Consider the following 12,389-nt stretch of genomic DNA (forward strand, 5'->3'; position numbering starts at 1 on the left):
CTTATGCCATGGACTGCAACTGTTCCAGCTCCTGCACCGTCAACGTCACGCCCTGGCGCGCCGACAACTCGCGCTCACGATAACGCCGCTCACCGGGCATCCGCTGCAGGCCCACCGATTGCATCTGTCGTACCAGTTCATAGCTGCGCTCGGCAAAGCGGCCACCTTCAGCCTTGCTCGGGTCGATCACGATAATCAACTGCCCGGTCCAGGGGGTTTTCGCGCCCGGGTGCTGCGACCAGTCGAACTCCCAGGAGAAATTGCCTCCGGTCAGCGCCGCTGCCAGCAACTCGACCATCATCGACAGGGCCGAGCCCTTGTGCCCGCCGAACGGCAGCAGCGCGCCGCCGTCGAGAATCTTCTGCGGATCGCGGGTCGGCTCACCCTGGCTGTCGACACCGATGCCATCGGGCAGTTGCTCGCCTTTGCGCGCCGCGATCTGCACATCACCATGGGCCATGGCGCTGGTGGCCATGTCGAAGACGATAGGATCAGTCCCGGCGCACGGCGCGGCAAAAGCGATCGGGTTGGTGCCGAACAACGGCTGGCGAGCACCATGCGGCACCACGCAGGTCATGCTGTTGACCACACTCAAGGCCACCAGGCCTTCATCGGCGAACGGCTCGACATCCGGCCACAGGGCCGCGAAATGGTGCGAGTTATGGATTGCCAGCACGGCGATCCCGGCACTGCGGGCCTTTTCCACCAGCAGCTCACGGGCGGCGGCCAGAGCTGGTTGGGCAAAGCCACCTTTGGCGTCAACCCGCAGGTAACCACTGGCAATATCAGTCACTTCAGGCACGGCCTTGCCGTCGACCCAGCCACTGGCCAGGGTCGACACATAACCGGGAATACGGAACACACCATGGCTATGGGCGCCGTCGCGCTGGGCACTGGCGCAGTTGAAGGCCAGGGCGCAGGCCACCGCTTCACTGGTGCCATGACGGATGAAAATACGCTGCAACAGGGCCTGCAGCTCGGCAAAAGCAATGTGCGCGACAGCGGTGTCGGGGCGTGCGGACATCTGAAGCTCCCTTATTGGATTTGGAATGGGCAACAGCGATGAGCAATGGCGAAACTTTCCTCTTGTGACAGCAAACTGTCAAATGTTGACTTGATGACAGAAAACATTCATTTTCTGCTTCAACGTGCAACCGCCTTCGAGAATCGCCGTGAGCCAACCGATCAAACAACGCCTGGAAAACAGCCTGCACAGTGCCGCGGCTTCCGGGCGCAAGATCGCCAGCTACATGCTCGCCAACCTCACCGACCTGCCGTTCGAAACCTCGGCAAGCCTGGCGGCGAAAATCGGCGTCAGCGAATCCAGTGTCGGGCGCTTCTGCCGGGCCCTGGGCTATGAACACCTCAAGGCACTCAAACACGATCTCAAGGACGACCTCGGCGACGGGCCCTGGCTAGTCGGTGATCGTTTGCAAGAATTCCGCCAACAGCATGGTAAAGATGCCGCTGGCCTGGCGCGCAGCCTCGAACAGGAAGTCGGGGCGCTGGTGCGGGTCTACGAATACAGCCGCACACCGGCCTGGGAAGTGGTCAGCCAGCGCCTGGCCCGGCGGCGCAAGGTGTTTGTCGCAGGGTTTCAGACCGAACGCGGCATCGCCCAGTGCATGGCTCATCTACTGCAGTACCTGCGCGACGGTGTGCAGGTGGTCGATGGCAGCGCCGGGCATTTCGGCGAGGTGTTGCTCAGCGACCCAGCCGACTGCGCCCTGGTGGTGTTCGAAGCCCGCCGTTATTCACGCCATGCCCTGACCCTGTGCCACAAAGCGCACGAAGCGGGCATCCCGGTAACACTGGTAACCGACACGTTCTGTGACTGGGCCGACGCCAACGCCGACGAGGTGTTTCGCATCCCCACCGAATTCAATCTGTTCTGGGAGTCCACCGCGACGATGCTGTCGTGGGTACACCTGATGGTCAACGAGGTCTGCAAGAAGCTTGGACCGGATGTTGAAAAACGCTTGGAAGCAACTGCCGCTCTACACAATGAATTCGTTGGCTACACGTCAGCGAGCAAACAATAGCAAGAGTGCAAACAACAGATCGAGGTGTGACATGAAACCCGTTATCCGCTTTGCAGGTGCGTGCGCCCTGCTGCTGGCCGGTGCAACCATGGCTCAGGCCGAAACCCTGAAAATTGCTACCGAAGGCGCTTACCCGCCGTTCAACTATGTCGATTCGGATAACCAGCTGCACGGCTTTGATGTGGACATCAGCAAAGCCCTGTGCGAACAGATGAAGGTCGAATGCACCCTGGTGGCCCAGGACTGGGAAGGCATCATCCCGGCCTTGATGGCGAAGAAATACGACGCGGTAGTGGCGTCGATGATCAACACCGAAGAGCGCCGCAAGAAAATCGCCTTCACCAACCACTACTACAAGACCCCACTGTCGGTGGCCGTGCCTAAAGACAGCGAGATCACCGACGCACAGACTGACTTCAAAGGCTTCACGGTTGGCGCCCAGGCCTCTTCGACCCAGGCAATCTACGCCGAGGACGTCTACGGCAAGGCCGGTGCCGACGTCAAACTCTATCCGACCCTCGATGAAGCCAACGCCGACCTCGCCGCCGGCCGTCTGGACGGCGTGATCGCCGACAAATTCCCGTTGACCGAATGGCTGGGCAAGGCCGGCAAGGACTGCTGCAAGATCCTTGGCGACGTCAACGGCACCAAGGCCGATGCTTCGATTGCCGTGCGCAAGGAAGACCAGGCGTTGCGCGAGCGCCTGAACAAAGCGCTGGACGAGATCGTCGCCAACGGCACCTACCAGAAGATCGCCAGTCGTTACTTCGACTTCGATATCTACCAGTAATCCTGGCCCAGGGTACCTGTGGGAGCTGGCCTTGCCAGCGATGCAGGCAACGCGCACTGAATGACACCGCGTTGATGCTATCGCCGGCAACGCCGGCTCCCACAGGTAGCCCGCTGTCGCCTGCTGTTTCTGCAAGAGGGTTCGCCCATGCTCGAACAACTGTCCCTGTTATCCTTCGCCAGCGGCGGCTGGGGCCAGGCCCTGCTGGCCGGCGCGCTGGTGACCATTTCCCTGGCCCTGGCCTGCCTGCCCATCGGTTTGCCCCTCGGTCTGGGCGTGGCCTTGATGGCGCGCTCGCACAAGCGCTTTCCCCGCGCCGTGGCCACCGTCTTTTCTACCGTGTTCCGCGGTCTGCCTGAGCTGCTGACACTGTTGATCATCTACTACGGCTGCCAGATCGCCGCGCAGAAAATTCTCGCCGCCATGGGCTACGAAGGCGAGGTACTGATCAACACCTTCCTCGCCGCAATGATCGCCTTCAGCCTGGTATTTGCCGCGTTCTCCAGCGAAATCTGGCTGGGCGCGTTCAAAACCGTCGCCAAGGGCCAGTACGAAGCCTCCCAGGCCCTGGGCCTGAGCAAGACCACGACCTTTCGCAAGGTGATCTTCCCGCAACTGGTGCGCATTGCCATGCCGGGCCTGTCGAACAACTGGCTGTCGCTGCTCAAGGACACCTCGCTGGTCTCGACCATCTCCCTGGTCGACCTGATGCGCCAGACCAACCTCGCGGTCAGCGTGACCAAGGAACCGATGTTCTTCTATGGCGTGGCCTGCCTCGGTTACCTGCTGTTCTCGGCGTTGTCGGGGCGGGTCTTCGTGTTTATCGAGCAGTACTTCAGTCGCCACCTGCGGAGTGCCCGGACATGAGTTTCGATCAATTGCTGGCACTGGTCCTCGATCCCGACCTGCTGGAACGCTACGGCCCGCGTTTTATCGACGGCCTGCTGGTCACCGGCAAGCTGGTGGCAATTTCCTTCACCCTCGGCGCCCTGCTCGGCATGCTGCTGGCCTTGGCGCGGCTGTCCAACAGCCTGCTGTTGCAACGCCTGAGCGCCGGTTACATCTACTTCTTCCGCGGCTCGCCACTGCTGGCCCAGCTGTTCTTGCTGTACTACGGCCTGGGTTCGCTCAAAGGCTTCTGGCAGGACGTGGGAATGTGGTGGTTCTTCCGCGAAGCCTGGTACTGCACGCTGCTGGCCTTCGTCCTCAACACCGCGGCCTACCAGGCAGAGATCTTCCGTGGTGCCCTGCTGGCAGTCGCCCCCGGCCAGTATGAAGCGGCCAAGGCCCTGAGCCTGAAGCGCTCGACCACCTTCTTCAAGGTGATCCTGCCGCAATCGATGATCGTCGCCATCGGCCCGCTGGGCAACGAACTGATCCTGATGATCAAGGCCAGCGCGATTGCCTCGCTGGTGACCATCTACGACCTGATGGGCGTGACCAAACTGGCCTTCTCGCGCAGTTTCGATTTCCAGATCTACCTGTGGGCCGCCGTGCTCTACCTGCTGATCGTCGAGATCGTGCGCCGCAGCCTGAAACACATAGAAGCCCGACTGGGCCGCCATCTGCACTGATAGCCTGCTGTGAGGACCGTTCCAATGCATTGTCAAACCATCGTTCTGGGCGCCGGTATCGTCGGCGTCAGCACGGCCCTTCACCTGCAGGCCCGCGGTCGCAAGGTCATCCTCATCGACCGCGACGAGCCCGGCAGCGGCACCAGTCATGGCAACGCCGGTCTGATCGAGCGTTCCAGCGTGATTCCCTATGCCTTTCCGCGGGAGCTGTCGAGCCTGCTGCGCTACGGCCTCAATCGCCAGTCCGACGTGCGCTACAGCCTGACCCATGTACCGAAGATCGCGCCCTGGCTGTTCAAGTACTGGCAGAACTCCTCGGCCGCCGGTCTGCAGGTTGCCACCCAGGCCATGCTGCCGCTGGTGCAGCGTTGCGTGGAAGAACACGACGCCCTGATCGATGCCGCCGGGCTTGGCGATCTGGTCAAGGCCAATGGCTGGATCGAGGTGTTTCGCAACGACGCCGCGTTCAGCAAGGCTAAAGCCGATGCCCATGCCCTGGCGCCCTACGGCCTGAGCTACGAGGTGCTTGATCGCCAGCAACTGCATCAACGCGAAACCGACCTTAGCGACCACGTGGTCGGCGGCATCCACTGGCTCGACCCCAAGACCGTCACCAACCCCGGCGGCCTGACCCGTGGCTACGCCGCCCTGTTCGTCAAACGTGGCGGCCAGTTCATCCATGGCGATGCACGCACCCTACGCCAGATCGCCAGCGAATGGCAGGTCGACAGCCGCCAGGGCCCGATCACCGCAGCTGAAGTGGTAATTGCCCTCGGCCCGCAATCGGCTGACCTGTTCAAGCCGCTGGGTTATCGCATTCCGCTGGAAATCAAACGCGGCTACCACATGCATTACCAGGGCCGTGACGGTGCCGAACTCAAGCATTCGATCTGCGATGGCCAGGGCGGCTATGTACTCGCACCGATGGCCCAGGGTATCCGCCTGACCACCGGCATCGAGTTCGCGGCCAGCGGCGACGCGGCCAACGAGATTCAGCTCAAGCGCTGTGAAGCCCTGGCGCGCAAGATCTTCCCCCTTGGCCAGCGCCTCGACGCCCAGCCGTGGCTGGGGCGCCGCCCATGCCTGCCGGACATGCGCCCGGTGATCGGCCCGGCGGCACGGCACAAGGGCCTGTGGTTCAACTTCGGCCACGCCCATCATGGTCTGACGCTGGGGCCGGTCAGTGGCCGCCTGCTGGCCGAGATGATCACCGGCGAGGCGACCTTTACCGACCCTGCGCCCTACAGCGCGGCACGCTTCAATTGATCGCGGGAGAATAACAATATGACCGCTTCACTGAGCCTTGCAGCAACCAGCCCTGCCCCGCACGCCGACCCGCGCAAGATTGTGGTCAGCATCGAGGGATTGAACAAACACTACGGCGCCTATCATGTGCTGCGCGACATCAACCTGAATGTGCGCGAGGGCGAGCGTATTGTCCTGTGCGGGCCTTCGGGTTCGGGAAAGTCCACGCTGATCCGCTGCATCAACCGCCTGGAAATCGCCGAGAAGGGCCACATCCGCGTCAACGACACTGACCTGGCCCTGACTACCCGCCAGGCCGCCGATGTGCGCAGTGAAATCGGCATGGTGTTCCAGCACTTCAACCTGTTCCCGCACATGAGCGTGCTGGACAACTGCACCCTGGCGCCGATGAGCGTGCGCGGTCTGTCGCGCAAGGACGCAGAGGAACGTGCGCGCTTCTACCTGAACAAGGTGGGTATCGAGAGCCAGGCCAACAAATACCCCAGCCAGCTCTCTGGCGGCCAGCAACAGCGTGTGGCGATTGCCCGGGCGCTGTGCATGAAACCGAAGATCATGCTGTTCGACGAGCCGACCTCGGCGCTCGACCCGGAAATGGTCGCCGAAGTGCTGGATGTGCTGGTGAAACTGGCGGACACCGGCATGACCATGCTCTGCGTCACCCACGAAATGGGCTTTGCCCGTCAGGTGGCCGAGCGGGTGCTGTTTCTCGATGGCGGGCAGATTATTGAAGATGCCAGCCCGGAGGCGTTTTTCAATAACCCTCAGACGGCGCGAGCCAAGGGCTTTCTCGCGCAGATTTTGCACTGACGCAATCGCGGGGCAAGTCGAGTCGTCGCACCGCCGCTCCCACCGGGACTGTGATGACCCGGTGGGAGCGGGCTTGCCCCGCGATAGATTCACCTTTATTGCGGATGCATCTTCGACTTGATCAAGCCGATGATGAAGGTCAGCACCGCGCCCCCGGCACCGCCGCCGATAATGCTGCTGATCAGCGCTGCCAGGTCCACTCCGCCACCGGCGGCCGCAGCCGCAGGCTCACCGGTTACCGCCGCGATAATCTGCCCGAGCACGACCCCGCCGATACCCCCGACGATCGAGTTGAGCCCAGGCCCCATGCTTTGTTTGCTCATGCCGACAGCATTGCCGCCCACTACCCCGGCAATGATCTGAACCACCAGACTGACGATATCCATGATCTGTACCCCTTGCAGCGTTGAGAGAGGACGACTCGCATCCGCCGACTACAAAGGCACGACCACAGGATCAGAGGCGTCTTGACCCGGTCAACGACAGCAGGCTGTTGCCGATGGCATCAAGTATAGGTGGCCAGTGGCCGCTTGGCTGTCAAATATAATTAACCGCAAAAAACGCCCACAGTGCCGGCTGGCAAGGCATGCACAGCGATAATTGCACCGAGGCAATGACAAGCTTCGCCCGCGCAATCTGAAGTCGTTTGACATATTAAACGGCTCTGGCAAGCTGTATGACAGGTTTCGACCGGAAATACGGGCCCAAAGCGCCCTTCCGGCAGTGCTCGAAACCTCAGGTAGCGCAAAGGTTTCAGCAGCGCGCCTGCACAATAATGACAGGCCGCGCCTGTCCCAAGGTGACATATGCCCAACAGCAACATTGGCAATAAGAAACAAACCCTTCGCAAACCCGTCGTCCTGATGACCATGGGCGCCCAGGAGCGCAAAGGTCACGACTATCAGGTCATGACTCACAAATACATCGTGCCGCTGGTTGAACATGCCGGTTGCGTACCCGTCCTGGTACCGACCTGCTGCGGTATCGAAGACCTCGAAACCTACCTGGACATGGCTGACGGTGTTTACCTCACCGGTGCTGGCAGCAACATCGACCCAGCGCTCTACGGCCAGGAAAACCAGACCCCGGGCAAAGCCCAGGATCGTGACCGCGACCTGTTCGACCTGCCCCTGGTGAAAGCCGCCATCGCCCGTGGCCTGCCGATCTTCGGCATCTGCCGTGGCATGCAGGAAATCAACGTAGCCCTGGGTGGCGACATCTACCAGAAGGTCTACGCAGAAGCCGGCTTCAACGATCACCGGGAAAACCCCGAAGATCCGGTGGACGTGCAGTACAGCGCGGTGCACAGCGTGCGTCTGGCGCAAGGCAGCTGGTTGCAGAAGCTGCTGCAAAGCGACGAGATCCGCGTCAACTCGCTGCACGGCCAGGGCCTGAAAAACCTCGGCAAAGGCATCGAGCCGCTGGCCCACGCTGAAGATGGCCTGGTAGAGGCCATCCACGCGCCAAGCCTGTCGCCCTTCCTGTTCGCCGTGCAATGGCACCCGGAATGGCAAGCAGCGAAGAACCCGGATTCGGTGAAGATGTTCCAGGCCTTTGGCGACGCCTGCCGCAAGCAGATGGTCAAGGCTCATGGTGGCAACAAACTGAGCTCGGCGGCCTGATCCAGTGGGAGCCAGCCTTGCTGGCGATGCCCGGCATAGCCGGGCCAGGGACGCTTCGCGCCCCATCGCCGGCAAGGCCGGCTCCCACAGGTTCACCCTCCTATTGATCCTGATCACTGGCCTTACGCCCGCCAAACGCGCACCCTGAACGCAGACTGCACGCCCCAGCCACGCACACCTGTTCAGGAGAAATGGCCATGTCACGCATGAAAGCGGCAATCTTCGTTGAAAAGAACCGCATTGTTCTGGATGAAAAACCTATCCCCGAAGTGGGGCCTTCCGACGCGCTGGTGCGCGTAACCACCACGACAATCTGCGGCACCGACGTGCACATCCTGCGCGGCGAGTACCCGGTCGCCAAAGGCCTGACCATCGGTCACGAGCCGGTTGGCATCATTGAAAAGCTCGGCAGCCAGGTTCAAGGCTTCACTGAGGGCCAACGGGTCATCGCCGGTGCGATCACCCCCAGCGGCCACAGTTACGCCTGCCTGTGCGGCTGCGCGTCCCAGGACGGTCCAGGCACGCCACACGGCTTTCGCCCCGCAGGCGGCTGGAAGTTCGGCAATACCATCGATGGCTGCCAGGCCGAATATGTACTGGTGCCAGACGCCATGGCCAACCTGTCACCAATCCCCGACGGTCTGAGCGATGAACAGGTGCTGATGTGCCCGGACATCATGTCCACCGGCTTTTCCGGTGCCGAACGCGGTGGCGTGCGGATCGGTGACACAGTCGCGGTGTTCGCCCTCGGGCCTATCGGCCTGTGCGCCGTGGCAGGTGCCCGGCTGATGGGCGCAACCACTATCATCGGTGTCGACACCGTTGCTGCGCGACTGACCGTTGCACGTCAGCTGGGGGCCACGCATGTGGTCGATTTCAAGCAGGGCAATGTGGTGGAGCAGATCATGGCCCTGACCCATGGCCGCGGTGTAGATGTCGCCATCGAAGCGCTCGGCACCCAGTCAACCTTCGAATCGGCCCTGCGCATCCTGCGTCCGGGCGGCACCTTGTCGAGCCTGGGCGTGTATTCGTCCGACCTGAACATCCCGCTGTCGGCGTTTGCCGCAGGGCTGGGCGACTACAGCATCGTCAGCACCCTGTGCCCCGGTGGCAAGGAGCGTATGCGCCGGTTGATGGAAGTGGTCGGCAGTGGCAGCGTCGATCTCAAGCCGCTGGTCACCCACCGCTTCAAGCTGGACGATATCGAGGCCGCCTATGAGCTGTTTGCGCATCAGCGCGACGGGGTGATGAAAGTCGCGATTACGCCTTGAGTCTTTTCGCGGGGCAAGCCCGCTCCCACCGGGTTATCACAATCCTGGTGGGAGCGGGCTTGCCCCGCGAAGAATTTTACACCTGTGGCCCCTGCAGACGCGGGGCCCAGTCCTCCACTTCAGCCTGTTCCAGGCGCCGCGCCAGGGTTCGCTGCCAGTTCGGCACCAGCGGCAATTCCAGACACTGGCGAATGATTTCACGGTCCACGCGCTTGTCGAACAACACTGACGACAGCCGCGCTACCGACCACTGCGGATGAGGCCGTTCGAGCAGTTCGAAGGCCATCCCCGCTGCCAGCACGCCCTCCTCCAGCACCCGGTAATACCAACCGGTACGACCGCTTTGCTGGACGCGCAACGACATGTCCTTGACCCCGAAGCGGTCATTGAGCTTCCAGCACGGCATACGCCCCTGGGAAACTTCCAGCACCGCCGTGCCCACCCGCAAACGATCGCCCAGACACACGCTCTGCTCGGTCCAGCCGTAGGTGCTGAGGTTCTCGCCAAAGGCACCGGGCGCCTGTAGCAACGGGTGCTCGCCCAGCTCTTCAGCCCACAGCGCATAGTGCTCGCGCGGGTAATGATGAATCGCTTTTTCCTTGCCGCCATGCACCCGCAGATCACCCTGTTCGTCGCCGGCCAGGCCGAGCTCTGTCACGGCCAGTTCGCCGTTGCGTGGCTGTTTGGCAATAGCACTACTGGAACCTGGCCGGGTGAAGGGTACGGCCTTACCGGTCAAAACAGCTTCAAGCTTCATCGGCATTACTCCGTCAGTTCGGCGAGTTGATGCTCGCGGCAAATCAGATCGCGCTCGCCTGTAGTCAGCGGCTCCTGGGTCAGCTCACAAAAGCCGCCGCTGGCAGTCTTGCGATGAAACCGGCAGGTCTTGCACAGGCCGAATCCCGGCACGTTTTCGTTGCGCTGGACCGTACGCAGCAGGTCAGCCAGCAGGTTTTCCAGATCCTGGGCACGCGTGCCCATGCGCGCACTGGCCGCAGCGAGAAAATCCGGCGGCATCACCGCATCGAGCAAGGCCCGGGCGGGTTCGGTCAGGCTCAGGTGCACGCTGCGTTTGTCCGCAGCATCCTGGGTCTTGACGATCAAGCCCTTGGTCTCCAGGGCCTTGAGCGATTGCGAGACCGTGCCCTTGGTCAGTCCCAGGTACTCGGTTACCGCCAGCGGGGTATTGGAATAACGGTTGCAGCGCGCCAGGTACAGCAAGGCGCTGAGCTGAATCGGCTGCAGATCGGCCAACAACGGGTGCTGGCGAAACCACACGCGGGTCAGGCTCGACAGCCTTTCCAACAGGTCGAATAGCACGGTGTTTAGCCTCGGTTGATCACGTCGATAGATAGTATCGAATAAAAACTATATTGACAAAGGCCAGGATGAGCTTAGGCTATTTGGTATCGATTCGAAACCATAAACCCAGCAGGAGCATCCGATGAAACGTACCCTGGCCTTCACCCTCAGCCTGTTCGCCACCCAGGTCTGGGCCCATGAAAACCCTGGCATCAGCAGCGCCAAAGGCAATGCCGAAGCCGCCTTCGACCTGGTCCAGACCCGCGTCTTCAAGCAAGGCGACAATCTGGTGTTCGAACAACTGGTCGACGGCAAAGCCGGCAGCCGCCTGCCGAGCGCCAAGGGCTCGTTTGCCGGGGCTGAGGTCTACAGCTATGTCTGGCCCACCAGCCTGGACAGCAGCAGCGTCGGCTTCGAAGCCAAGGCCGGTATTCTGGCCCTGGCCCTGACCTCGCACCCGGACTTCGATGACACCCCGCAGCTCGATGAAAACCGCGATGGCAAAACCGACAACGACGGTGGCCTGTGGCACTCCCACTGGGTGGTGTTGAGCAAAGATGAAAGCTGCGGCCCGAGCGGGCTCAAGGTGCGTGACATACCCAAAGGGGCAAAACCGAAACTGCCCGCCACCTGGCCGGGTGCGCCGATCTACATCGACTCTCCCGGCTACGCACTGAGCGTGGACAAGAACGCTGCACAGATCAGCGTACCGCTGGCGGCGGTTGGCTTTCCGCAGAGTTTCAATTACGACGGTGTAACCGCAGCGCTGAAGGTCAACGCCGACCTGCACAACCCGCTGCTGTGCGTCAGCAGTGTGTGGGACATCAGCTCCGGTGACCTGTCATTGCCGGGCACCTGGAAGCTCAAGCAGGATTAAGCGACAGCAGGCGAGCCGCCCGACGACAGGCTGCGGCTCGCCTCTGGGCAAAAGCCTGTTGGCGTCGCTATGCTGGAGGTCATGAACGCCTCCCTGCCAACCCGCTCCCCCTGCCCGCCCGGCGCCTGCAATTGCGGCCGTGAAACGCTGCAGGACATGCGCATCCTGCTGCTGACCCGCGAGGAAGAAAAACGCCTGCTCGAGCGCCTGGAGAATCTGCAGAGCCTGGCAGACCTGGAGCACATGCAGCGCAAGCTCTTTGAGAACCTCGGCATTCGCCTGCAGATCAGCCCCAGCGACAACGAAGTGCGGACCATGCGTGGCTTCAACATCCAAATCGAAGAACTGCCAGGCCTGTGCCGCAAGACCCGGCAGAGTATCCCTGCCGCCATCCGCCGGGCGCTGGAGCGTCAGCCACAGATCGCCTACCGGCTGCTGGATGCCCAGGATTTGCTGCGTGATGCCTGAAGGGCTGCCACGCTACACTTGGCATTTACCGAGCTGATACCGATGCCCACCCTGCACTCTCGCGAGGTCTACCAACAATTGCGCGACGCCGCCCTCGGCGTACGCTCCCTGCAGCTTGTGCAACAGCATCAGCTCGACGGACAGTTATGGGTCGATATCGATGGCTGGCAACTGCTGCTGGATTTTGAAGGGAACCGCCTGCACCACTGCGAACACTGCAGGCACCCGGATGGCCGAGAGGGCTCGCTGGACACCTGGCAACGCTATGGCACCAACCCGGTCAGCCTGCTCAGCACCTGGGAGATGGCACAGATCGAGCGGTTACTGGCGCAGGATCGCTAGCGCTCGTACGGGCCAACGCTGCCGGCAG

General features: G+C 61.9%; 15 protein-coding genes. 11 read left to right on the top strand and 4 right to left on the bottom strand.

All coding sequences use genetic code 11. The annotated features are described in order from the left end of the window. Position 1: 1 nt before the first annotated feature. Positions 2-1,024: an Ldh family oxidoreductase gene (locus AC07OF_RS10485; protein ID WP_157192828.1), complete on the bottom strand. Its 1,023-nt coding sequence runs from the start codon at positions 1,022-1,024 to the stop codon at positions 2-4. Between the two features lie 148 nt (positions 1,025-1,172). On the opposite strand from AC07OF_RS10485, the gene AC07OF_RS10490 reads away from it, so the two are divergent. From AC07OF_RS10490 to AC07OF_RS10515, 6 genes are all read left to right on the top strand, one after another. Next, positions 1,173-2,042: a MurR/RpiR family transcriptional regulator gene (locus AC07OF_RS10490; RefSeq protein ID WP_157192829.1), complete on the top strand. Its 870-nt coding sequence runs from the start codon at positions 1,173-1,175 to the stop codon at positions 2,040-2,042. A gap of 31 nt (positions 2,043-2,073) precedes the next feature. After that, entirely contained in the window at positions 2,074-2,832 is a 759-nt protein-coding gene (locus AC07OF_RS10495; RefSeq protein WP_038611431.1) for a transporter substrate-binding domain-containing protein, read from the top strand. Between the two features lie 147 nt (positions 2,833-2,979). Further along, positions 2,980-3,699 (top strand): ABC transporter permease, encoded by a 720-nt coding sequence (locus AC07OF_RS10500; protein WP_157192830.1) that lies wholly within the window; start codon positions 2,980-2,982, stop codon positions 3,697-3,699. After that, positions 3,696-4,406: an ABC transporter permease gene (locus AC07OF_RS10505; RefSeq protein WP_107023393.1), complete on the top strand. Its 711-nt coding sequence runs from the start codon at positions 3,696-3,698 to the stop codon at positions 4,404-4,406. Before AC07OF_RS10500 ends, AC07OF_RS10505 begins: the two co-directional genes overlap by 4 nt. A gap of 24 nt (positions 4,407-4,430) precedes the next feature. Further along, the gene (locus AC07OF_RS10510; protein WP_157192831.1) at positions 4,431-5,672 is read left to right on the top strand and encodes an NAD(P)/FAD-dependent oxidoreductase; all 1,242 of its coding nucleotides are present in this window, start codon (positions 4,431-4,433) and stop codon (positions 5,670-5,672) included. Positions 5,673-5,690: 18 nt separating this feature from the next. Further along, positions 5,691-6,479, top strand: coding sequence for an amino acid ABC transporter ATP-binding protein (locus AC07OF_RS10515; protein ID WP_157192832.1), 789 nt, complete (start codon positions 5,691-5,693; stop codon positions 6,477-6,479). A gap of 95 nt (positions 6,480-6,574) precedes the next feature. Here AC07OF_RS10515 and AC07OF_RS10520 read toward each other — a convergent pair whose 3' ends face one another. Then, positions 6,575-6,865, bottom strand: coding sequence for a hypothetical protein (locus AC07OF_RS10520; protein ID WP_038611444.1), 291 nt, complete (start codon positions 6,863-6,865; stop codon positions 6,575-6,577). A 420-nt stretch (positions 6,866-7,285) separates the two neighbouring features. Between AC07OF_RS10520 and AC07OF_RS10525 the strand changes: the two genes are divergently transcribed. Together AC07OF_RS10525 and AC07OF_RS10530 are read left to right on the top strand one after the other, a co-directional pair. Continuing rightward, positions 7,286-8,101, top strand: coding sequence for a gamma-glutamyl-gamma-aminobutyrate hydrolase family protein (locus AC07OF_RS10525; protein WP_157192833.1), 816 nt, complete (start codon positions 7,286-7,288; stop codon positions 8,099-8,101). Between the two features lie 197 nt (positions 8,102-8,298). Continuing rightward, the gene (locus AC07OF_RS10530) at positions 8,299-9,372 is read left to right on the top strand and encodes an NAD(P)-dependent alcohol dehydrogenase (protein WP_157192834.1); all 1,074 of its coding nucleotides are present in this window, start codon (positions 8,299-8,301) and stop codon (positions 9,370-9,372) included. A gap of 76 nt (positions 9,373-9,448) precedes the next feature. On the opposite strand, the gene AC07OF_RS10535 is transcribed toward AC07OF_RS10530, so the two are convergent. Then, complete coding sequence (locus tag AC07OF_RS10535) at positions 9,449-10,129, bottom strand: MOSC domain-containing protein (protein WP_371261974.1); 681 nt, start codon at positions 10,127-10,129, stop codon at positions 9,449-9,451. Positions 10,130-10,134: 5 nt separating this feature from the next. Continuing rightward, positions 10,135-10,692 carry a MarR family winged helix-turn-helix transcriptional regulator gene (locus tag AC07OF_RS10540; RefSeq protein WP_157192835.1) on the bottom strand — a complete coding sequence of 186 codons (558 nt, stop codon included), beginning with the start codon at positions 10,690-10,692 and terminating at the stop codon, positions 10,135-10,137. Between the two features lie 124 nt (positions 10,693-10,816). Here AC07OF_RS10540 and AC07OF_RS10545 point away from each other — a divergent pair, with 124 nt between their 5' ends. From AC07OF_RS10545 to AC07OF_RS10555, 3 genes are all read left to right on the top strand, one after another. After that, positions 10,817-11,551 (top strand): hypothetical protein, encoded by a 735-nt coding sequence (locus AC07OF_RS10545; protein ID WP_157192836.1) that lies wholly within the window; start codon positions 10,817-10,819, stop codon positions 11,549-11,551. Between the two features lie 81 nt (positions 11,552-11,632). Further along, a complete protein-coding gene (locus AC07OF_RS10550) occupies positions 11,633-12,019 on the top strand; it encodes a hypothetical protein (protein ID WP_038611460.1) in 387 nt (128 codons plus the stop codon). A 42-nt stretch (positions 12,020-12,061) separates the two neighbouring features. After that, positions 12,062-12,361 (top strand): DUF7693 family protein, encoded by a 300-nt coding sequence (locus AC07OF_RS10555; protein WP_157192837.1) that lies wholly within the window; start codon positions 12,062-12,064, stop codon positions 12,359-12,361. The last annotated feature ends 28 nt before the right edge of the window (positions 12,362-12,389 follow it).

Source organism: Pseudomonas sp. GW821-FHT10B02, from assembly GCF_059415665.1.